Source organism: Leptospira barantonii (assembly GCF_002811925.1).
GTDB lineage: Bacteria > Spirochaetota > Leptospiria > Leptospirales > Leptospiraceae > Leptospira > Leptospira barantonii.
This window is the reverse complement of the sequence record NZ_NPDS01000007.1, coordinates 26,689-49,017: the sequence shown is the minus strand read 5'-3', so window position 1 is coordinate 49,017 and position 22,329 is coordinate 26,689. Positions and strand designations below refer to the sequence as shown.

General features: G+C 43.2%; 23 protein-coding genes. 12 read left to right on the top strand and 11 right to left on the bottom strand.

Going from position 1 to position 22,329, the window contains the following annotated elements; translation table 11 throughout:
- Window positions 1-55 precede the first annotated feature (55 nt).
- Together CH367_RS15270 and CH367_RS15265 are read right to left on the bottom strand one after the other, a co-directional pair.
- Window positions 56-2,191 carry a toprim domain-containing protein gene (locus CH367_RS15270; protein ID WP_100763374.1) on the bottom strand — a complete coding sequence of 712 codons (2,136 nt, stop codon included), beginning with the start codon at window positions 2,189-2,191 and terminating at the stop codon, window positions 56-58.
- Window positions 2,188-3,576: a DNA gyrase subunit A gene (locus CH367_RS15265; protein ID WP_100763373.1), complete on the bottom strand. Its 1,389-nt coding sequence runs from the start codon at window positions 3,574-3,576 to the stop codon at window positions 2,188-2,190. The genes CH367_RS15270 and CH367_RS15265 overlap by 4 nt, the downstream gene beginning before the upstream one ends.
- Window positions 3,577-3,778: 202 nt before the next feature.
- Here CH367_RS15265 and CH367_RS15260 point away from each other — a divergent pair, with 202 nt between their 5' ends.
- The 9 genes from CH367_RS15260 to CH367_RS15220 all read left to right on the top strand — a co-directional run bounded on the left by CH367_RS15260 (window position 3,779) and on the right by CH367_RS15220 (window position 11,784).
- Window positions 3,779-4,711, top strand: a complete 933-nt coding sequence (locus CH367_RS15260) for an LIC_13346 family putative lipoprotein (protein ID WP_100763372.1) — start codon at window positions 3,779-3,781, stop codon at window positions 4,709-4,711.
- Window positions 4,708-6,270: a glutamate--tRNA ligase gene (gltX, locus tag CH367_RS15255; protein WP_100763371.1), complete on the top strand. Its 1,563-nt coding sequence runs from the start codon at window positions 4,708-4,710 to the stop codon at window positions 6,268-6,270. Before CH367_RS15260 ends, gltX begins: the two co-directional genes overlap by 4 nt.
- A 72-nt stretch (window positions 6,271-6,342) precedes the next feature.
- A complete protein-coding gene (locus CH367_RS15250) occupies window positions 6,343-6,930 on the top strand; it encodes an ATP-binding protein (RefSeq protein WP_100763370.1) in 588 nt (195 codons plus the stop codon).
- Between the two features lie 2 nt (window positions 6,931-6,932).
- Entirely contained in the window at window positions 6,933-7,769 is an 837-nt protein-coding gene (locus CH367_RS15245) for a ferritin-like domain-containing protein (protein WP_100763369.1), read from the top strand.
- A 56-nt stretch (window positions 7,770-7,825) separates the two neighbouring features.
- Window positions 7,826-8,974 (top strand): LIC13341 family surface-exposed protein, encoded by a 1,149-nt coding sequence (locus CH367_RS15240; protein WP_165783307.1) that lies wholly within the window; start codon window positions 7,826-7,828, stop codon window positions 8,972-8,974.
- Complete coding sequence (locus CH367_RS15235) at window positions 8,971-9,621, top strand: FFLEELY motif protein (protein ID WP_100763368.1); 651 nt, start codon at window positions 8,971-8,973, stop codon at window positions 9,619-9,621. Before CH367_RS15240 ends, CH367_RS15235 begins: the two co-directional genes overlap by 4 nt.
- A complete protein-coding gene (locus CH367_RS15230) occupies window positions 9,618-10,346 on the top strand; it encodes a flagellar motor protein MotB (protein ID WP_100763367.1) in 729 nt (242 codons plus the stop codon). Before CH367_RS15235 ends, CH367_RS15230 begins: the two co-directional genes overlap by 4 nt.
- 11 nt (window positions 10,347-10,357) lie before the next feature.
- On the top strand, window positions 10,358-10,783 hold the full coding sequence (locus tag CH367_RS15225) for an LA_2478/LA_2722/LA_4182 family protein (protein WP_100763591.1): 426 nt from the start codon (window positions 10,358-10,360) through the stop codon (window positions 10,781-10,783).
- 11 nt (window positions 10,784-10,794) lie between these two features.
- Entirely contained in the window at window positions 10,795-11,784 is a 990-nt protein-coding gene (locus CH367_RS15220) for a M14 family zinc carboxypeptidase (RefSeq protein WP_100763366.1), read from the top strand.
- 10 nt (window positions 11,785-11,794) lie between these two features.
- On the opposite strand, the gene CH367_RS15215 is transcribed toward CH367_RS15220, so the two are convergent.
- From CH367_RS15215 to CH367_RS15195, 5 genes are all read right to left on the bottom strand, one after another.
- On the bottom strand, window positions 11,795-13,000 hold the full coding sequence (locus tag CH367_RS15215) for a pyridoxal phosphate-dependent aminotransferase (protein WP_100763365.1): 1,206 nt from the start codon (window positions 12,998-13,000) through the stop codon (window positions 11,795-11,797).
- The gene (locus CH367_RS15210) at window positions 12,997-13,236 is read right to left on the bottom strand and encodes a DUF2905 domain-containing protein (protein WP_100763590.1); all 240 of its coding nucleotides are present in this window, start codon (window positions 13,234-13,236) and stop codon (window positions 12,997-12,999) included. Before CH367_RS15210 ends, CH367_RS15215 begins: the two co-directional genes overlap by 4 nt.
- 86 nt (window positions 13,237-13,322) lie before the next feature.
- A complete protein-coding gene (locus CH367_RS15205) occupies window positions 13,323-14,048 on the bottom strand; it encodes a hypothetical protein (RefSeq protein ID WP_125226135.1) in 726 nt (241 codons plus the stop codon).
- A gap of 95 nt (window positions 14,049-14,143) precedes the next feature.
- Complete coding sequence (locus CH367_RS15200) at window positions 14,144-15,700, bottom strand: FAD-dependent oxidoreductase (RefSeq protein ID WP_100763363.1); 1,557 nt, start codon at window positions 15,698-15,700, stop codon at window positions 14,144-14,146.
- Window positions 15,697-16,266 (bottom strand): hypothetical protein, encoded by a 570-nt coding sequence (locus CH367_RS15195; RefSeq protein WP_100763362.1) that lies wholly within the window; start codon window positions 16,264-16,266, stop codon window positions 15,697-15,699. Before CH367_RS15195 ends, CH367_RS15200 begins: the two co-directional genes overlap by 4 nt.
- 87 nt (window positions 16,267-16,353) lie before the next feature.
- On the opposite strand from CH367_RS15195, the gene CH367_RS15190 reads away from it, so the two are divergent.
- From CH367_RS15190 to CH367_RS15180, 3 genes are all read left to right on the top strand, one after another.
- Entirely contained in the window at window positions 16,354-16,587 is a 234-nt protein-coding gene (locus CH367_RS15190) for a ferredoxin (protein ID WP_100763361.1), read from the top strand.
- Between the two features lie 219 nt (window positions 16,588-16,806).
- Window positions 16,807-18,345 carry a PAS domain-containing sensor histidine kinase gene (locus CH367_RS15185; protein ID WP_100763360.1) on the top strand — a complete coding sequence of 513 codons (1,539 nt, stop codon included), beginning with the start codon at window positions 16,807-16,809 and terminating at the stop codon, window positions 18,343-18,345.
- A gap of 1 nt (window position 18,346) precedes the next feature.
- Complete coding sequence (locus CH367_RS15180; RefSeq protein WP_100763589.1) at window positions 18,347-18,736, top strand: response regulator; 390 nt, start codon at window positions 18,347-18,349, stop codon at window positions 18,734-18,736.
- On the opposite strand, the gene CH367_RS15175 is transcribed toward CH367_RS15180, so the two are convergent.
- The 4 genes from CH367_RS15175 to CH367_RS15160 all read right to left on the bottom strand — a co-directional run bounded on the left by CH367_RS15175 (window position 18,718) and on the right by CH367_RS15160 (window position 22,327).
- Window positions 18,718-19,713 (bottom strand): NAD-dependent epimerase/dehydratase family protein, encoded by a 996-nt coding sequence (locus CH367_RS15175; protein WP_100763359.1) that lies wholly within the window; start codon window positions 19,711-19,713, stop codon window positions 18,718-18,720. The two genes, CH367_RS15180 and CH367_RS15175, sit on opposite strands and share 19 nt — an antisense overlap.
- 1 nt (window position 19,714) lies before the next feature.
- Window positions 19,715-21,181 (bottom strand): NADP-dependent isocitrate dehydrogenase, encoded by a 1,467-nt coding sequence (locus CH367_RS15170; protein WP_100763358.1) that lies wholly within the window; start codon window positions 21,179-21,181, stop codon window positions 19,715-19,717.
- Window positions 21,182-21,517: 336 nt separating this feature from the next.
- The gene (locus tag CH367_RS15165) at window positions 21,518-21,700 is read right to left on the bottom strand and encodes a hypothetical protein (protein ID WP_100763357.1); all 183 of its coding nucleotides are present in this window, start codon (window positions 21,698-21,700) and stop codon (window positions 21,518-21,520) included.
- A 213-nt stretch (window positions 21,701-21,913) separates the two neighbouring features.
- Window positions 21,914-22,327 (bottom strand): nucleoside-diphosphate kinase, encoded by a 414-nt coding sequence (locus CH367_RS15160; protein WP_100763356.1) that lies wholly within the window; start codon window positions 22,325-22,327, stop codon window positions 21,914-21,916.
- Window positions 22,328-22,329 lie beyond the last annotated feature (2 nt).

The following is a 22,329-nucleotide window of genomic DNA, read 5'->3' as shown; positions in this document are numbered from 1 at the left end:
CCCTTTTTAAAAAATCAGAATATTCTACTTTTCTAATTCTTTACTTAAATGAAAATCAATCCTCGATCACGCTCATCGCGTATTCGGAAATCGCGTCCCTTCTTTGTTCCGCAAAGTCTTTGTGGAACCAAAGGCTTTGGACTTTCGAAGCCTCTTTTTTGTTTCCGATCGTGATCTTGGTCATACATTCTTCGACTGCGAACTTCATGGCTTCTTTTCCGGTTTCCCCAAGCCCTTTGTTCCGTTTTTTACGAGTGATTTCTCCTCCGCCTTTTTCAACGCGTTTGATCAATTCATCGTAATCTTTGTCGTCGATACAGAATACGGTTTCCTTTTTCTTATCTCCCAATTTCACATCCACTTCGTAAAGAGGCGCGCTGGAGATATGAATAAAACCCAGTTCAAAAAGTTCCGGCCAATATTCGTAAAAGAAAGAAAGCATCAAAGAACGAATCGCATATCCGTCGAAGTCTGCATCGGTGATGATGCTGATTTTTTCGTAATTGAGTTCGTCGATCGATTTTACTTTTTGATCCAAAGGCAAACCTACGATCGCTACGATGTTTTTTAATTCTTCGTTTGCAATTGCCTTTGCGATACTCATTCCTTTGCAGTTGAGCGGTTTACCGCGCAGAGGAAATAGACCGTGCAGTTTTGGATTTCTTGCAGGACGTAAACCCGCGATTGCGGAATCTCCTTCCGCTACGAACAAAACTCGCCCCGGATCTCCCGGTTTTCCGGTAGGAGGCATGAGCTTAGGAATATTCATACGGCTCGCTTTTTTAAGACCTTTTTGCGCGTCTTCAAAAGCTTTGAGCTGGGTGCGTTTTTCCATCTGAAGTTTGATTTCTTCCAGAAGCCCGGTCTTCTTGATGAACTTTTCAAGATGTTTGTCGACGGCGTTCCGAATCTCTTCGTTCAAATCGTTGATTAAGTAGGATTTATCCTGAGATTTAAAACGAGGATTTAAAAGTCTCGCGTTCACATACATATGAAAACAGTTTCTCACGTCGTTTCGAGTCGAACTGGTTTTGAGTTTTTTCTCGAGCGAGGTGATCTGACTTTTTTTACGAACCTCGTCGCAGATTCTATTCTCCAGATATTCGATCGCTGAACCGCCTTGCGGAGCGAAGATGGAATTCACCCAAGTCAGGTTCTTATTTTGTCCGATGACTAAGTAGGTTTCCAGATGCAGTTGAGAAGCGGCACCCGGAGCGGTATAATCCATCTTGTAGTAAACGAGATCGGAATGGGAAAAAATCTCGTCGAGACCTTTCTTGAACTTATACTTATCCTTCTTTCCTTTAAAAACAAACTGAACTTCCAGACCCGGATTGGTCATCGCGATGTCCTGAAGATACTGCTTCATCAAATCCACGTTGAACGAAACATCCAGCTTGTTGAAATACTGAGGATTCAGTTCGAATTCCACGGAAGTTCCATGGTCTTCTTTCGAAGCTTTTTCGATCAATTCCTGCATGTTCGTTTTCTTCAATAGAGGTCCGAGTTTGTCGATCTGGTCCTTTGTAAGAAGGTTGCAATCCGTGAACTTTCCGTGTTCGTCGAAGTAGAGAAAAACACGATCCGTATCTTCTTTGGAAAGTTTATAAGAACGGATTTGTTTTTTGACGTCGTCGTGAACGGTGAATAATTTTTTAAAAGAATTTCCGTTGTTTACGGTTTTTACTTTGAAGTAGTTGGAAACCATTCTCACGAGAGAAATACCGACTCCGTTCTGACCCGCGACGTGATCTTGTTTTACGTGATCGTCGAAATTTTCCCCATACATCAAATGGAGATAAACTCCTTCCGCGTTGGTCGCCGGAATTCCGCGTCCGTTATCCGTAATCGTAACACATTTACGATCGGAAGAAAGTTGAATGATCAACTTGGACATCTTATCCTTTTCGGGAATCGTTTTGTCCTTTTGATTTTTGCGGTATTCGTCCACCGCGTTCATACAAGCTTCGTCCAAACATTTCAGTTTCGCCGGAACGTCTTCGAGTTCTTCGTGAACGATTTCGTATTTTCCTTCGTTGTTTTTACGGAAGAAATGCTGTTCGAACGTGGACGCGGAGTTTTGCCCCAACCACATACCGGTTCTCATCCGAACGTGTTCCACGTTGGATAACTTTTTAAAATTTCTTTCTTGGGATGTTTTATCTTTTACTTTGTTCTTATCGGCGCTCATACTTTATCCCATTTATTTTGAAGTTCGTCCAACTCGGTGATCATATAGTCGGTCAGTTTTTTGTCTTCTTTGACCAGACCTTGGTAACGAGCCAGAGTCGTTTTTGCTTCTACTATGGCTTCTTCGCATTTGCGAACTTCTTCGATCGTCATTCTATACACGGGAATCGTGGACAACCATTCGAAGTATTTGAATTTGGAAGCTTTGAGTTTGTCTTCGAAGTCCTTTTTGGATTTGATCCCGATTACTTTTTCGTTCCATCTTTCTTTGATAAAACGGATCAGCTCGGAGTTTCTTTCGATCTTCTCTTCTTCCAAACCGGAAAGACGTTTGAATCTTCGGATCAAATGCGTTTTGCGGAAGTCGCAGAAACGTTTGATGATTTCTTCGGGTTTAAAATTCTTCAGTTTACCGTCGAAGGTAATCACGTTCATCGCAAGAGTTTGAACGTCTTCCTTATTGAAGAGGGCCATAATTTCTTTTTGGGTAGGCTTTTCTCCCTTCTTGTATTGAAGTTCGACCTTAAAAGTCTGGCTGGAATAATCCACATAATCCTTTAACCAAGAATCCTTTCTTTCAAGAATGTCGTCGAGTAAGGAGACAACTTTTTCGCGATTCCAGTTCATCGGAGAATCGGTAAGATACAAAGTGTCGCCTTCCCATTTGAACGCGAACGTCGTCGACATCGAGATATTGCCCGTTTCGGTTTCGGCCATCTTCACTTCGCCGCCGAAATCTTTGTACCAAGGTTTCAATGGAAGAGGTTTTTTCGTTTTGAGATAATTCACCTGAGACTTAACGATATCCGCAAGTCTATGGCCCGGAATAAAACAACGAAATCCGGTTGCGATTCCTTGAATGTTGTTCAAAAGGACGATCGGAACTTTTCCGACAAAGTGAATCGGTTCTTCTTCCGTCTCGTCGTAGTTCTTAACGTAGTCGATGTCCGGCAAACTTTCAAAGAATCCCAAATCTTTTGCAAAGTCGGACAATTTAACTTCGGTATAACGCGGAGAAGCGATCGCGCTCGGATCCAAAACGTCTCCGAAGGTTCCTTCACCGGAAACTAAGGGAATATTATTGGCAAAAGTAAAGTCTTGAGCCATTTGTGAAAGCGCATCCTGAATGGATTTATCTCCGTGAGGGTGATATCCCATCGCAAGACCTGCGACTTTTACGGTTTTTGTATAACGGTTTCTTGCGTCCGAGTTCCACATTGCCCAGAGAATTCTTCTCTGAACGGGTTTCAGACCGTCGATTTCATGCGGAATTGCCCGCGAATCGCATACGTAGCGAGAATATTTTCTCTGATCGTCATTGACTTGATCTTCAAAAGGACGTTTTGGAAACGATTCTTTTGATTTTGGTGGATTGGAATTCTTCATACGGTTTTGGCCAACGAAATTCTAGAAGACTATCCTGTCAAATGTAAAAAGTTGACTGGCTTAAATACAGTGTTTTGAGAGTGAATATTTGAACAATCCGCTTTCGGCCACTTTGCATATCAGACCCCCTGTTTTTGTAAAGAAAGTTTAAATTTTGGCTTTTTCCTTGCAGGTTTTTTGGAAAATCAAGATCTACAATTCAATGAAAACCGTTTTCAGACATTTGCAAATGTTTCCGCTCCGATTCGAGAATCTTAGAATTCAGAGTTTCATACTCGTTCTTTCCCTCCTTTTGTTTCACTGCGGAAGTATCGAAGAGATACTATCGAAGGTTTCCAAACCTCTTTCCGAAAACTATTCCTCTCAAATCTTCTTCGTTTCGTCTCCGATCGTTTCTCCGTACTACGAAACTTCCAGTTTTCAAGCGCGCTACGCGATCCTGAAAAACCGTCAGGGTAAGGACGAGATGGTTCAAGGAATTCTAAAATACTTGGAGTTATCCGGAAAGACCGAACAGCAAGAAAGAATTCTTTTCGAAGTTTCGGAATGGATCGGACCTATAGAAAAAGATCCGAACGATAAAAGCAGAATCGGATTTTTCCCGAAATTTATTACGAAACGTTCCGAGGTTTCGAACGGAAAATCCTTGCCGGAAGTTTTGAATCTCGAACCCAAAAGGGAAGTTTTCGAAGATGTAAAAAAAGAATTTGTGATCACCTCCGAAGGAGGTTTGAGAGAAGCCGAAGAGATTCGAGTAGTTCCCGGGATCGGAACTCTCAAGTGGAAACACAGTTTGCGCGGAATTTTAGTCAAGATCATGCAAACCGAATTCGTATCCGCAAACGGAACCGTAACTTCTTCTCGAGATTACGATTATGATTCTCTCGAATATCCGCCCGCGATCGGATTGACCGGATCGATTCCGATTCTTCCACTTAGAAAAACGGATGCTTATGTCGAATACTATTGTTTGGATTTTCCATCCGAGATCGACTTATCCGTTCTCAGGAAGAAGGAAGGAAAAAAATCCGTTTCATTTTACGATCTTACCGCAAATAAACCATTTACCACAACGGCCAATTTCAAAAATTATCCTATCATAAGAATTTCCAACGAGAAGAACCAATCCCCATGAATCAAAGCAAAGAAGTTCGCACACGATTTGCTCCGTCCCCGAGCGGATTTTTACACGTAGGCGGAGCAAGAACCGCACTTTTCAATTATCTATACGCGAAGTCCCAGGGTGGAAAATTCATTCTAAGAATCGAAGACACGGATCAAAACAGATCCACGGAAGATTCTTTCAAAATCATATTAGAATCTTTGAAATGGTTGGGAGTCGATTGGGACGAGGGTCCAGAGGCCGGTGGAGAATTCGGTCCTTACATTCAAAGTCAACGTCTCGGAATTTATAAAGAATACACCGAAAAACTTCTGAAGGAAAAAAAGGCTTATCGTTGTTTCTGTACTCAAGAAGAATTGGAAGCCAAAAAGAAACAAGCCGAAGCGATGGGAGTTCCGTATGTTTACGACGGACTTCACGCGAACATGTCCGACGAAGAGGTCGAAGAGAAACTCAAACAAGGAACCCCGTATTCGGTTCGATTTAAAACTCCCGCGAAAACTTTAATCATCAACGATATCATTCAAGGGAAAGTAAAATTCGAAACCAAGTTGATCGGCGATTTTATCATCGTGAAGTCGGACGGTTTTCCTTCCTACAACTACGCGGTCGTAGTCGACGACGCGTTGATGAAGATCACACACGTCATCCGCGGTGTGGGACATCTTTCCAATACGCCGAGACAAATTTTGTTATACGAGGCGCTCGGTTACGAGGTTCCCGAGTTCGCGCACGCATCCGAAATCGTAGGGATGGACGGGAAAAAACTTTCTAAACGTGCGGGTGCGACTTCGATTCTTGCGTTCCGTGATTTGGGTTATCTTCCCGAAACGTTTCGAAATTATATGGCGCTTCTCGGATGGACTTCTTCGGACGGAAGAGAATTCTTACCCGGAGAAGAACTCGAAAGAATTTTCGACGTTCATCGTTGTTCCAAATCGCCTTCGACGTTCGACGTATTCAAAAAACCGAAAACCGAAGACGAAGTCGTGACTAACTTTTCGGATCTGGCTCAAATCGCAGAAGCAATGAATCCGAAATCCAAACTGAACTGGTTATCGAATCGAACAATCAGAGATTTGAATATATCCAAAGTATTAGAAAACCTTCTTCCTTTTCTCAAAGACAGGAACGATATTCCCGCAGACGTAAAAAATGTAAGTAACCCTGTACTTACTTCTATCGTCGAATCTGTTAGAGTATATCTGGATAACCTGACCCAGGCTCCCGATTACATCGCGGAATTCTTTGTTACCGATCTTAAGATTCAGTCGTCCGAAGCGGCAGGATTTATGAAAGACGGGGACGGACCCAAGGTGGTTCGGGAATTCTACGGAATGCTGAAGAATAGCGATCCGAAAACCGATGAGGACTATAAGAACTTAATGTCCAAAGTCGGTGAAACGACCGGCCAAAAAGGAAAAACACTCTACATGCCGATCCGGGCCACAACCACCGGAAAATCGGCCGGACTGGAGTTACCGATTCTATTTCCGCTTTTAGGGAAGGAAAAACTCCTACAGAGAATTGAAAAAACGGCCGGTGAAGCAGGAATTTCGTTGTCGTCCTGAAAAAAAACGGTATATTTTGCTCAAATCGCCTGCTTTAGGCTGTTAAATTGGAAGGCGGGCCCGGGAACGGAAATGAGAGATTCCGAAGATTCATTACTGGTTAAACACAACGGGGGATCGTACGTTATGTTTCTCCCTACAGATTTAACCAGTATCAAAGAGCTCCGAGTCGCGCTTAGAAAATCCCTGTCGGAAAACTGTTTTTCATCCAAAGACATTCTCAATATCGAATTAGCCGCGGACGAGGCGATTACCAACTCGATTTCGGCTAACGTGAAAGTCAGCTCCGACGAAACGATCATCTGTCGTTGGGTCATTAAAGATTGTAAATTCACGATGTGGATCATGGACTACGGTTCCGGACTCAAATCCGAAAAGTTAGAATGTATCCCCGCCGACGTTCGAGTTTCCAATCTCAAAGACTATCTCACCTGCGTTAAAAACCATCAAGAAAAGAAATCCGAAATTCTTCCCTGGAAAGGATCACAGGTCCCTCATAGAAATATCGGAAGAGGACTTCAAATCATTCAATCCTTGATGGATACGTTTAAGATCATGTATCATTGCGGAGAAGGTAAGATCTCCTCGAACCCGGACGAAAAAAACATTCAGGGTTCCATCATCGAACTCAGTTTCGACGCATCCAAACATACAGCTTAATCATGACCCTCAACGAGTTCGCCAGACAGGTGCTTCTCGGCCCGAGCCTCGAAGATAAATTATTCATACCCATCATTCCGCCCGTAGACGTTGTTTCATTAGAATTTTCTGATATTCCTTCCTTGCCGATTCGGGAGAAAAAAATCCAAACCTCCGAACACAAAAGCAAGATCCCGAGACTCGAACAACTATTCAACGAGGAGAATCGTTACGTCACTCTCCATCATTTTGCGAATCACGAGTTGATGGCCATCGAACTTTTCGCTTGGGCGATTCTTAAATTTCAAGATGCGCCTCCTTCGGTGCGGTTCGGTTTGTATCGAACCCTTCTCGAAGAACAAACCCACCTGAGAATGTATCTTTCCGAAATGAAAAAGGGAGGAATGGAACTCGGGGATCGTCCTCTCAATTCCATCTTCTGGAAACAGGTCCCGAGAATGCAAACCCTCGAAAAGTTTTACGCGGTGATGGCGATTTCTTTCGAAGGCGCCAATCTGGATTTTTCAAAAATTTATACGATGGCGTTTGAACGTTTCGGAGATACGGAAAAAGCTGGGATCATGCAAAAGGTTTACGACGACGAGGTCAAACACGTGCGTCGCGGTTATCACTATATCAAAAAACGAATTCCCGATTCGAGTAGCGAATGGGATCACTATCTTTCCTTGATCGAGTTCCCGTTTACACCGAGAAGAGCCAAAGGTTATCATTACTTTCCCGAAACCAGGATTCAGGCCGGATTTTCCGAGGAATTTGTAACCGAATTGGAACGATACGAAGACGAATTCACCGGAAGAGTAAATTCTCGGATCTTAAAGGAAGTCTTGGATCTAAATTAGAAGTCCCGGAAAATCATAGACAGACAATTTTCCCTCCCGGATTCTGTAATCGAACCATGAATCCATTCTCATTTCGTTTTCTGAAAATTCTATTCAGCCTAATCGTACTTTTACTCTCAGTCGGTTGTTCTTCCAAGACGCCTTCCGATTCTCAAATCGTGGAACTTCTATTTTCCGCGGCCGATAAAAAGAATCCCGATGTCTTATTAAAAAAAGTCGGAAACTTGGACGAGGATCCCGAACTCGAATCTTTCGCTCTGGTCCGGAACGGAACCGAAGAAGTTCTCGGAGTTTTTAAAAAGAAAGGGGGAGAATGGTCTCTGCTCGGTAAATTCTCCTTTTCGTTATTGAACATAGGTCCTCTTCATTACGACGCGGGCAAATCCTCTTGGCTTCCCGGAGAAGCGGAATCGGATAAACAGACCAAGGAAGCCGGTTACGTAGTTAAGAGAATCCTAATGGAAGAACTTCCCGGAGACGGATTCAACACCTTGTTTTTGGAAGTGTTGAGCGAAGAACCTCCGCTCGGTCTTTTTTCTGTTCCTTACGCGATCCGAAAAGGCCAAAAGATTTTGGACGGTCTTCTTTCATTAAAAGATCATGAATTTCTAATTAAGTCTAAACGAATCGATTTTGATTACAACAAAACCGAAAAGAACATCACCATCTTTCCGTCCAATCGAAGTTACGCTCAGAATTTTATCTTCAACGGATGGGAAATGGTTCCCGATATACCGAGGGTGGCCGTACCTTCTCTTCTTTCTTTGGAAGCTCCTAAAGAATGGAAAAAGGGCATCGCAAACGAAGCGATTCTTTGGTTTAAGAACAGAGGTTCTTATGCGGGTGTGACCTATCTTTCTCTTTCGTTTCCGGACGGAGGCAAGGTGATCGTCGACACGACCAAGGAAGGACAAAGATTTTATTCTCCCGGTTCGAACGTTTTTTCCTCCGCGGGTAAATACGTCAATTCTTCCGTTCCACTTGTTGAAATCACGAAAGAGGGTTGGGGAAGAAATCATAAATACGGAATTCGATTCTCCTTAACTCCGGATAAGGACGGAACTCCGCACGTGTTGTTTCGTTCTTCCACGAGAATGGGAAGGGAAGTCATCAATCTTCCGAATCAGTTCGGATCGATTCAAAAACAAACCGATCAACAAGGTTTTGTTTCCTATAAATTGGAATTGGTTTCTAAACAAGAATGAGCGATCTCGCGGGTAAAAAACTAAAAGCGGCAAAAGCGGAAGTCGTTCGCGCACAGGTCGAACGGTTTCGGGTTTTTTACGCGAGCTACTTTCATTTGGAAGAAACGATTCCCATGGTGGAATATTTTTTCGAAAAGATTTACAATCTCGAAGGTAGAGAAGTTTGGCTTCAACTTGCGATGGACACGTATCAAAAAGTGAAAGGTATGATGAAGGAAAGTTCGAGAGAAAACATCGAATACCTCATCGAGCTTAACAATCTCACCGAAGAGATGGATACGATTCTCGCCAAAAATCTCGTCGATTCCGGTTGGGACGGCAAACGTCTCAGCAGAGAAGAATATGATTTTCATTACGGTCAAATGGGTCATTACAAGGAAAGAACGAGACAATTGGAAATCGTTCTGAGAAATCTGAAGGTTTTTTACGAACTCGCTCACAAACCTATCAGCGCATATTTAATCAAACCCGCGCGTTTTATGGCTTCTCTTTTGGGAGTGTCCGCGTTGTTTCAAAGCGTGGAAGAGGCGTATAACGCGACGCTTCCCGTTTCTTCAAACATATTCAATTCTTTTTATGAAGAAGTGGAAAAACGCGAAACCGAATACATCCATTCCTTACTCGGGGAGAATCGGAAGGAAGCATGAGTCGTCTTCGAAGACAACTTCTGGAAAGAGGTCGCCGTAAGGACGAATCTCACGAAAACAGAGAGCGTTGGCTTTTGACTTATGCGGATATGATCACCCTTCTTTTGGGTTTGTTCATCATTATGTATTCCATTTCGCAAGTGGATCAAGCGAAGTTGAAACAGGTCGCCGACGTCATTCGAGGCGGTTTCGGTTTGGGAGAATCTTTCTTTCAAGGAAGTACGGTCACCATCGAAGACGATCCTCTGCTTCAACCTAGAACTCAACTTTACCGTTTTTGGGAACGCGTTAGTTACGCTTTAAAACGTCTGAAGGAAAAAGCAAAGTTAAACATAGGCATTCAGGAAACCGAGGAAATCAAAATCGTTCTTTTCGGTTCTTCCTTGGGAGAAGGTCAGTTTCAGCCCGACGAGGATATGATCTTCGCCTTTCAAAAAATTTCGGAAATGTCTTCTGCGATGGATGTGGACATCGTCTTGAAGGTACAGATTCCGTATGGAAACGAAGCCGCACAAAAAGGTTTTAGAAACGCTTGGGAATACAACGCGTATCGCGCCGAACTCATTGCGGGTTCCTTATCGAAGAATTATAAAATTCCCAAAGAAAGGATTTCAATCGAAGCCTCCAGTTCTTATAAACCTACGGAAACCGCGGTCTCCACACCGGAAGGAAAAGCCTCCGGAGAAAGAGTGGAAATATTCATTCGCAAAAAATCGGAACATTGATCAGAGGAAACATGAAACAAAAAAAGTTAAATCTACTATTTGTTACTTTTGGAATATTCTTTTTTTTGAATTTTATAGATTGTAAAAAAGCGTCCGCGCCGCAGGGAATTCAAGACGATGTTTGGAGGGAAGAATCTTCGGAACTCGTTTCCTCTTATTGTCAAAAACTCGCGACGTGCGCCGAAAAAAAATCCGGCGAGTTAAAAGATTCTTCCAAAACATTGATTCAAGAACGATTGAACCCGGCCAACTGCGCTGAGAAGTTCCGTAAATCGAACGCTTATTTGCTCGCAAACGAAAATCCGGATACGATCAAAAAGGCGGTCCGCGGTTGTTTTAAAACCGTGGCAGAGGAAACCTGCGAAAAAATCGAAACCGGTGTTCTGAAACTTTCCGAAGATTGCAATCAATTGCAGACGATTCAGGCGAAACGTTAATAGGATTCGAAATGTTACGGGGTTATAAAAGACTCAACCGATACGACAAAAAGATCCTGAAGATCTTGAAGCTGGGAGGCAAACTTGCTTCTCTCAGTCAGATCGGATTTTCCAGAAAGACTTCGGAAGGTTTTCGTTTTCCTCTTCATTCTTTAAAGATCGGAACGGAAAAAGGTTTAAGGGAACATCCAGTCGGAATCGTAGCGGGTGTTCACGGATTGGAAACAATCGGTATTCTGATCCTTTTGGATTTTTTGGAATACATTCTCCATCCGGATTCGGCGGGCTACTTACCTGAATTAAAAAAAGGTAAATTAGGAATTGTTGTTTTACCGATCGTAAATCCCGGCGGAGTCGTTTTAAAACAGAGATCCAATCCTGCGGGTGTCGACTTAATGAGAAACTCGGGGATCGACGCGGTGAAAGCGCTTCCGTTCTTCGGCGGTCAAAAAATTTCCAAACGTCTTCCGTATTTTCGCGGAAACGGATTGGAACCGGAATCGCGCGCGTTGTTTCGCCTTGTCCAAGAATCTTTTTTCAACGTGGAAGACGCGATCATTCCCGTTCTGGATTTACATTCCGGTTTTGGAACGATCGACAACGTTTGGTGGCCTTACGCATACACGAAAGAATCCTGTCCCGATCATTCTCTCTATGAAAAAATCGGGGATCACTTAAAAACTCACTGCGGGCACATTCATTTTCAATACGGTCCTCAAAGCGAAATCTATACGACTCACGGAGATCTCTGGGATCGTTTCTACGATCACTATAGAAATTTTCATGGGGAGAATTCAACGAATTGGAATTCCAAAATGTTGCCCTTAACTTTGGAAGTCGGAACCTGGTCCGATATCAAGGAAGATCCTTCCAAGTTGTTTCGCAAACGCGGAATTTTCAATCCCGCCTCGTTTAACAAAATCGAAACAGTGGGAAGATACAGAGGATTCTTGAGAGACTTCGTCCGTTTGGGACTTACAAAACCGAAAGACTGGCTTTAAAATTTCGTTTCTATTCTTCGTCCAATAGATTCAAAAAATCTAAAATACTTTTTACTCCGGATTCGAATTCCTCGGGTTCGGTCAATAAGCTCAAAACGATCGTTCCTGTATTTTTTCTTTCCGGAAAGCCGAACATTTCACCGGGATGAACGTAAACTTTTTTCTCTTTGAGTAAACTTAGGGAGAACGTTTCCTCGGGATAAAACGTTTCGCTTTCCAATACGCAGTACCACCCCGCATTCGGAAAATCACAATCGATCTTGGAAACGATATTCGGTTCGTTGAATACGGTTCTTAAAAAGAAAAGATTTCTTTGAATCCGTTTTAAGATCTGGGACTGGATGAGATTTTTCCATTCCAACAAATCGGAAAGGATGTTCTGAACCGGAGTATTCACGGATAAATACGTATCGGAGATCAATTCGAGATATTCTTTTGCTTTTTGTTTCCAAACCTCGGGTCCGCTGAGAAGAATCCAGGATAGTTTCATTCCGGGTAATCCGAGAATTTTCGAAAGCCCGTTTACGGTGATCACCGGAATCTCGGAATCGATCAGTGTTTTGTGAGATTCTTCTCCGTAGACGTAATCCGAAAAGACTTCGTCGATGATGATCGGTAAATTATATTTTTTGAATGTTTCTTTTAAGGAATTAAAATCGGATTCGGTTAGGATCGAGCCGGTCGGGTTGTTCGGGCTGACCACGAGGATCAACTTCGACGTTTCTAAGTCTTTCCGAGGAAGATCGGATTCTTTCAGTTTCCATCCGTTTTCTTTTTTAGTAAAATAAGAAACGGCTTCAAGGCCTTCCATCACCGAGAGAAATTCGAACAACGGATAACCCGGCGCGGGGATCAGAATGGAATCTCCCGGATTACAAAATAACTTAAACAAATACGAATATGCTTCCGAAGAGGAAGAGGTTAAAAACAAATCTTTCGGATCGATCTCCAATCCCTTGGAACGATAGTAATCGGAGATTCTTTTACGCGCTTCTATGTTTCCTTGAGGATCGGGATTGTATGTAATTAGATCGGCGGTTTCAAAGCTGTGACGGATCGCTTCCGTGGGATATTGAAATCCCGCCTTGGTCGGATTGGAAACGGTGAGATCGTGATAATGAATTCCATTTTTCTTATATTCGGATAAGATTGCGGAGAATTCGTTTTCGCCGTCCTGAAACGAAAAACGGGAACTGAAAGAATGGGATTCTTTCATGGAGAACCGCTTTTAAATTTCTGAATTAGAAAAAGGATCAATGAAATGAGAACGCTGATTAAAATCGAAGTCGTTAACGGGAAGTAGAATCTGAAATTTTCCCTTTCAATTCGAATATCTCCCGGAAGTTTGCCTAAATTATCGAGAAAAGGAAACTTACTTCCGTAAAGAAAAAATAAACCGATCAATAAGAACAAAACACCCAAAATCAGAAAGGGTTTGGCGAAGTTTTCCATGTTTGATTTCGATTCTAAGGATCGGATCGCCGAAGTCAAGAAGCATTCTGCGATCGAAAGGTATATGCAAAATTTATGATATATTCTTATTTGCGGATGGGGACCGCGTCGATCGTTTCGATATGAATTCGAGTGTCCTTTTCCGGACTTAAAAAAGGTACGTATGTTTTTACGAATATATCTCCTGATTTGACGACGGCTACGTTTTCCTTGGTCATGGCCATATAAATTTTAAAGTACATGTCCTTAACGCCGAACTTCCATTTCGACGTACTCCCCTCTATGTAATACGGGTGAAGGGAATTCTTTTCGTAATAAATTTTTCCCTTAAAATGTCTCGGAGAAAGTTGAAGAGGACTGATTTCCACCACGTAACAAAGACGGTTTTGAAATTGGATCGGGCCTTCTATGTTGAATAAGTAATGATCGTCCGATTGATTGTCGAAGATCGGATAGGTGGGCGAGGATTTTTCGGGTTCGAAATCCTTAGCAGGAAGATTGACTCCGTCTTTTACGTAATTCAAAACGACAACGACCGGTCTTTCGTAATAGTATTCCACTCTTCTCGTGGAAACCTTAGAAACGGAAATTTCTTTACCGGTTGTAGGATCGGTTTCGGTGATCGTTAGGTCGCGTTTGTAATCGATTCCCTTATAATTGAAGATCGAATTTCTGGAATTCTCGCGTATCTTTTCCAAAATCGGTTTTAAATCCTCTTTTGGGGAAGCCGTTTGGGTTTGAAGTCCCACGGATAAAAAGAATAAGGATAGAATTGCGACCTTCGTCCTTTTAAAGTAGCAAAAAATTTTCATGATCTTTTTCGGATAACGGAGCAAGATATTAAGTCTTCCATATCCAAATGCAAGAAATTATTTTCTAAAGAACGGATTCTTTGTTGAAACGTTTTTTACGATTCGCTTTCGAGAATGAATTTCGCCGCCTGTTTGCTGAAAGCCATGATCGTGTAACTCGGATCGACCGATACTCCGGTCGGAAACACGCTCGAATCGGAAACGTATAAATTCTTTAAACCGTGGACCTTATGTTTCCAATCTACAACCGATCTGGAAGGATCCTGTCCCATTCTACAACCGCCGGCCGGATGAGGGGCGGCCATCATCATAGATGCGGGACTGAGTTCGAGACGATCCACTTTATCGATTTCCTTTTCGGAAATAAGTTTTGTTCGTTTTAGATCGGGTAAAAGAATCCACTTGGCTCCCGCCTTAAAGTTCAGTTGAACCTGTTTGCGGATACAATCCTTCAGAAATTCTTTCGTCAACTTACCGAAGTTATACGTTACCGTACGTTTCCCCGAAGAACTTACGGAAATATTTCCGAGTTCGGAAGGAACGTCGTCGATCCATCCGATCGTACCTCCGACATGCGGAAGCCGTTTCATGATTTCCCTGTGTTCCGCACCGAAGCCGGGGATCAAGGCCGCAAGACTTCCCGGTTGCAATTGATTGGCCATGATTAAAAAGCCGCCTTCGATATAACTTCCGTCGTCTCGATAACGAGCTAAACGAAATTGTTCCACTCCGAATGCGGAAGGAATATTTCTCCATTGAACGATCGGTTCGTCGTAAAACGCGTGAACGAACGGAGAAGGATTGATCGCGAGATGTTCTCCGAGAGCCGGAAGTTTTTTCTTCCATCCGTTTCTTAATAAGAATGTGGAACTACCGAATCCGCCCGCGGCGATCGCGAACACAGGTGCTTCGAATTTTAAAGAGATTTCGGATTCTTTTCCAGAAGGACGATCGATCATAACCGCTTCCAAATATTCGACACGATCTCCTTTGAGTTCGAGACGAACCGCTTTACAATCAGCGTAGATATCGGCGCCTAACGCCATCGCTTTCGGAATATGAGTCACAAGCTGACTTTGTTTCGCACCGAACATACATCCTTGCATACAATGCCCTGACTTCTGACAATTCTTCCTTGCCTGAGGGACCGGATTGCCTTCCCAACCGAGGGACTTGCACGCCTTTCTCACAAGCTGATTCATTTTATTATGATATTCTTCTTTAGCCGGATGAACGTTTAACGTTTCGTCCAATTCTTTCCAATATGGATTTAAGTCCTCGGGAGAATGTCCGTGAACTCCGTATGTTTCCTTCCAGAGATTGAGTCTGTCATCGGGAGTTCTATAACTATCGGCCCAGTAGTGAACCGAAGCGCCGCCTACGTTTTTTCCGCATACGAGATTGATCGTACCGGTCGCGTCAGTCGCCATGTTTCTTTCGGCTGAAACCTTGCCGGCCATATTGAGTTCGTGATTGTCGAAGGTTCCGGTATGATAGTAACCGCCTTCTTCGATCATTACGACCTTCTTTCCGTTTTTGGAAAGTTCATAAGCGAGAGTCGCGCCTCCGCAACCCGTTCCTACGATGACCACGTCCGCCTTTACGGTTCTGGAATCTCCGAGATTCTTCCATTCGTAGACGCGACCGCTCATAGTTCCCCCAGCATTTTTTTATAATAGATTCTGGATTCGCTTAATCTTTCCGGAGGATTTCCGAATGGACCGTCATACGAAATCGCCTTAAAGGAAGATTCGTGTCCGTAATAAACCAAGTAAACGGGTAGTTTAAGATTTGCTAATGCGGCTCGGATCGTATCCGAATCGGTTCCTTCCTGAGAAAGTAAAAAATTCTTTCTATCCTCTTCGTTGAGTTTTGAAAAACGGCTCCAATAACCGCTGATCAATGGAAGATATTCTAAAATGAGAATGAGGGATTTGAAATCGTCCGTGATTCCCGGATCTACAAAATAGAATTCTTCATCCAATCTGCGGATCACTTCGGCTTTTTCAAGATCGGGAAATCCGGGTTCTTGCGGTAAAAGGGTTTGCGCGTATGCGAATAAAAATTCCGCCTCGGATGAAGAGAAGAATAACGTCTTCGGAACCGATGCGCTTTTGGAACGAATGAAAAACAAAGATCCGATTCCAATACTCAACAATCCGCCTAATCCGAAACCGAAGAGCTTGCGCCTCGATATTTTTTCCGTCCATACGCTCATAACTTCGGTGAGTATCCTTGGATTGGAATGTATGTCAATTCTGAAAAGGGGATTGACGAAACAATCGTTCGATAAACCTTGTTAAGCATGGCTGACAAAAACGATAAAGTCAAACAGAACGCGGCTGGCCGATTCTATATCGACAACAGTTGTGTTCCTTGCAATGACTGTGTGGAAGAAGCTCCTATGCTTCTTAAATATACGGATGACGAATCCAAAGTTTACTTTCATAGACAACCCACAAATCACGAGGAAGAAGTCGCCGCAAAGAAGGCGATGGAAATCTGTCCCGTCGAAGCGCTCGGAGACGACGGAGAATAAATTCAAAACCTTGTCGGATTCGTTTTTAAATCCGGCAAGCTTCTCGTTTTCTCGCTCGTTTCTTAATTTTCATTCTCCCCTTTTCCTCTTCGGATTTCCGTTTAACAAAATCATTCCTTTCGCTTCGTGATAAATTCGTAAAAATGTATGTTTTAAATTCGTAATGGATTGTCTTTTATGAAATAGGAACTATTTTAAGGAAAACAAACGGGGCGTATTTTGAAAGAATCGGATATTCAATCGAATGAATTCTATAAATTTCTGCTGGAAAAAAGTCCCGAGTTGATTTGTTTTCATGATCCTGACGGAATTTATCTTTATGTCAGCCCCTCCGTGACTTCTATGTTGGGTTATCGACCCGAAGACTTAATCGGAAAAAATCCTTACGACTATTTCAATCCTATCGATCGGGAAAGAATTTTCAAAAATTCTCATAAACCGGTTCGTGATGGAAAAGAGATCGAACACGTCGAATATCAATTCTTAAAAAAAGACGGAAAATACGTTTGGCTTCAGACGATTGCAAAACCCATTCAAGATGAGAATGGAAAAGTCATAGCGCTTCTTACAAGTTCCAGAGAATACAAAGGTCTCAATACGATTCTGGACGAAACGGAAAGAAAACAGGTTCTCGATGAGATTCGTCTTTCGGAAGAAAAGTTTTTCAATGCGTTTTATTATTCCGGTGTCGGCATGGCCCTTGTTTCTCTGGAAGGGAAATGGTTGGAAGTCAATCCGAGTATTTCCGATATCATCGGATATTCTCGCGAAGAAATATTAAAACTTACGTTTCAAGATATAACGCATCCCGACGATCTTATGGCGGATCTGACTCTTCTTCAGGAAACCTTGGATGGAAAACGAGACACTTACAAGATGGAGAAGAGATACTTTCATAAAAACGGAAGTATCATTTGGGTTCTGTTGATCGTATCGCTCGTAAGGGACATTCAAAAAAAGCCTTTGTTCTTTATCTCTCAAATTCAAGACATCACCGATCGAAAGAATATGCTTTCCGCTTTGATCGAAAAGAACGAAGCCTTGCAGGCCTTGAGCAATCACTTAACCGAAAGAAACGCACAACTCGAGGAATTCAACCAGATCGTATCACACAATCTCCGAGCGCCGATCGGAAATATATTCACGCTTTCTACGATGTTGCGGGAAAAAGACGGCACCGATAAGGACAAACTTCTCGAGTCCTTAGAAATCAGCGCCAAGGATCTGATGACTACGTTAAACGACATCGTAGAAGTCATCAAAATTCGTAGAAATCGAAACATAGACAAACAACAGGTTCTTTTTAAAGACGCGCTCAGTAAGGTGCAAAATTTGCTTTCTGCGCAGATCAAGGAGATGGAAGCGGAGATTCGGACGGAATTCGAAGCGGCCCCCGAGATTCTTTATCCTCGGGTCTACTTGGAAAGTATTCTTCTAAATTTATTGAGTAATGCGTTAAAATATTCCGATCCGAGCAGAAAACCGGAAATTTCGTTCGTCTCATTCTTGGAGGATAAAAAGGTCTTTTTGATCGTCCGAGATAACGGTCTAGGAATCGATCTGAGAAAATACGGTCATCAAATCTTTAAAATGAACAAGACGTTCCATCGTGAAAAGGAAGGTCAGGGGATCGGGTTGTTCATGACTAAGAATCAAATTGAGTCCCTCGGTGGTGAAATAACGGTTGAAAGTTCTCCTGGAAAGGGTACTTCTTTCATCATCAATTTCAATAAGTATAATGATTTTGAACAACGGTAATATGAACTTCTGGTTGATCGATGATGATTCCATTTATATCATGATCGCAAAGCGATTCCTGGAAAAAGACGGGAGAGCCACTAAGCTCCGCGATTTCCAAGATGGAGAAGTAGCTCTTCAGGAACTCCAAAGTTTAAGTTCTACGAGCGAAGAATTACCGGACGCGATCTTATTGGACATCAACATGCCCTTTATGGACGGTTGGCAATTTTTGGACGAGTTCAAAAAGATCCAGGGCGCTCTCGCTAAAAAGATCACGATCTTTATGGTAAGTTCTTCCGTGGATGAAAGGGATATCGTAAAAGCGAATTCTTTTCCGGAAGTCAAAGGTTATCTTTCCAAACCCCTCACTCAAGATCACATTCAAAAACTTTACAGCGAACTCGCGTAGAGTTTGATCCAATCCGAAGTTTTTTTCAAAGCTTCTTCGGTGGTTATCTTCGGCTGATAACCCAATTTTTTTTTCGCCTTTTCGATCGAGACCGGATGTTCGCGAAGAATGAAGTTCACTCCTTCTTTGGTTGCGGGCGGTTCCTTTCCGATCAATTTGTATGCCCCGCTCATCAAAACGATCAGACATTTTAACACCCAAGCGGGAGCAGAGAACGGTTTTGAAATTCCGGCGGAGTCGGCGAGTTTGTAAAAGTATTCTTTCCAGGTCATCGTGGTTCCGTCCGTGATGTTAAACGCTTCGCCCCATTCTTCTTTTTCAAGCGCGAGTAATGTTCCTTCCACGAGATTGTCCACGTAGGTTAGGTTGATTCTTCCTTTTCCTCCGTTTGGAAGCGAGAATAATCCCTTTTTCATCAGTTGAATCGGTCTTACTACCCAAGGTCCCGAACCGGGTCCGTAGACGTCTCCGGGACGAATGAACAAAACTCCGAACTTAGGCGGATCGTTGAGACGAATGAGAGCGGATTCTCCCTCGATCTTTGTAATACAATACGGATTATTTTCACCGCGGAACGGACCTTCTTCCGTGATAAACGGAGGATAAGAAAATCCGTAAACCATTACGGAAGAATAATGAACCATTCCCTTTGCACCCGAAGCCTTTGCGATTTCTGCAAGTTCCAGGGAAGAATGTACATTCACTTTTCTGAATTCTTCCAAAGAGCCGCCTTCTCGAACGATCGCGGCGGTATGTAAAACGTAATCCGATCCTTGGACGGCTTCTTCCAAGGCTTTGCGATCGGACGTACTTCCGACCACTACGTCGAATCCTTGTTTACGAAGTTCTTCCGCGCGGCGAGAATCCAGTTCGATTCCTCGAACATGAATTCCTTTTTCCTTTGCGATTTCGGCGAGACGTTTTCCGATAAAACCGCCGATGCCTGTGATACAAACGGTTTTACCTTTTAGTTTCAATTCATTCTCCTTGGCCTAAGGAGAACGCTCTTTTTCCGTCGAAGTAATATAGGTTTTCGGTTTTTACCGTATCGAAACCGGCCGCGTCCAGTTTTAAAAGAAGTTCAGCGACTTGTTTGTGAGAGATCGGATGATACGAAGGATCTTCCTGTTTGATGAGAGCGTCTTTGCTTACGAATCTGCATCTCCAGTGATCGATTAGAAACGTTTCCGGTTGACCGTCCGGGAAAACCTTCACTCCGCGATTGGTGATGATCTTGAGCATCAGATCGTCCGAAAGGGATTTGAGTTTGTTCCCGAGTTCGTTCGGATCGTTTCCGATCCAATCCAGAAAGATATCCACTCCTACCAGATCCTTCTTTTGCAGGGTTCTTTTATATTCAGGAATCGTAATCTTCTTCGCCTTTCCGAAGGAAACCGGTTTGAACTTTTCGGGAAGATGACCCAGGTTTCCGATTACCGCCTCGGCGAATTCTTTGGTGCCCACCTTGATGCGGCTTACTCCCGGTTTGAAAATATCTCCGGTGTGAATTCCTTCTTCGATCGTCAAAAGCCAAGCGTTGTTGATCTTTGCGGCGATGTCGGGTTGTCCGATATGAACGAGCATCATCACGGCCGCGTTGAGTAGACCGGAAGGATTTGCGAGATTCTTCCCTGAAATGTCCGGGGCCGAACCGTGGATCGCTTCGAACATGGAAACGATTTCGCCGATATTGGACGAACCGGCCATTCCCACCGAACCGGCGATCTGAGCTACGATGTCGGAGATGATATCCCCGTATAAGTTGAGAGTTACGACGACGTCGAAATTCTGAGGTCGATCCGCGAGATTCGCCGCGCCGATATCGATGATCTGAGAATTTGCTTCGAGTTCCGGATATTCTTTTGCGACTTCTTTAAAGATATCGTGGAACAAACCGTCTGTCTGTTTCATGATATTGTCCTTAACCATCGCGGTGACTTTTTTTCTACCGTACGCGCGCGCGTACTCGAAAGCGTAACGAATGATTTTTTCGGAACCGGGACGGGAGATCAATTTGAGACATTGAACCGTATCGTTCGTTTGTCTGTGTTCTATACCTGTGTAAAGGTCTTCTTCGTTTTCACGGATGATTACGATGTCTAGAAAAGGATGTTTTGTTTCGACGTATGGATAAAGGGAGAAGCAGGGTCTAACGTTTGCGAACAATCCGAGAGTGGTCCGAACGGTCACGTTTAAACTTTTATAACCTCCTCCTTGAGGAGTGGTGATCGGAGCTTTTAAGAAAACCTTCGTTTGTCTGAGAACATCCCAGGCCTCCGGTTTGATTCCGGAAGAATGTCCGTCCTTGTAGACTTTTTCGCCGATTTCGATTTCGATCGGATCGATTTTGGCTCCCGCCGCGTTTAAAATTTTGAGAGTCGCGTCCATGATTTCAGGACCGATTCCGTCGCCGTGTGCGATTGCGATTTTGGTTTTTTCGGACATTCTCGTCTCCTAATACTTCTAATAGAGCGGGAGCGGAGACGGAGGTCAATGATTATCGAGCGCTTTACAGATTCTTGTTTTTATGTCAAGGGAGAATGGAACGCGAGGAAAATGTAGGAACTCCTACAAAAATTCCAGCGACGACACGGCGACTTTCGAAGAAAATGTGGGAACTCCTTCACCCCGGATCATGTAATTTAAAAATGTAGGAACTATTACTTTTTGAAACGAGGACTTTGCTCAAAAAGCAAGAAAGGAAAGGATCGAATTCTAAGATTGGAAATTTAAAAAACTAAAAAGATCAGATAAGCGGTCGTAAATCGAAATGTAGAACGATCATTCGATTTCAAAATCCGATTCGGAATCCACAAGAAATTCTTCTCTGGAATAGATCAGCTCCATCACGTCGTCCATCCAATCCGGGGTTCCGTGATTCGGATCGCCGAAAGGATCGTTCGCTCTGTACTGTCTCATGATCTCGCTGTGCTTTTGAAGTTGTTCTCTTGTGCTTGCGTTCATATTAGAATTGTCGGTTTAAAGAACCTTTTAATAACAGATTTTGGTAAGAATTAATAATTTCTTTCCAAAAGTACAACCAAAAATTCGCTTATTTTTGAATCGGTTTAATCCGAAATCGCGAAAAGATTCGGAAATTTTAAAAAAAGGGTAAAAAATCGGAGCCTAACGGACGTCAGGTTGAATCGTCCGTGCGGCCCCGGGAAGGTTCAAAGTTTAGAACAATTCGTTTCCTTTGAAGAAGAATGAAACTTCGAGAGCCGCGTTATCGTCCGAATCGGAACCGTGTACCGCGTTTGCTTCTTTGCTTTCCGCATAAAGAGCGCGGATTGTGTTTGCCGCGGCTTCTTTCGGATCGGTTGCTCCGATCACGTCTCTCCAATGAAGAACCGCGTTGTCTCTTTCGAGAGCGGCCGCTACGATCGGACCGGAAGACATGTAGTTGCAAAGGTCGTTGTAAAACGGACGAGCGGAATGCACTTTATAGAATTGTTTCGCATCTTCGAGAGAAAGTTTGAGGTATTTTAAACCGAGGATCTTGAATCCTTCTTTTTCGATTCTCGCGAGAATGTTTCCGACGTGTTTGTTTTTTACTCCGTCGGGTTTGATCATGATAAACGTTCTGGACATTT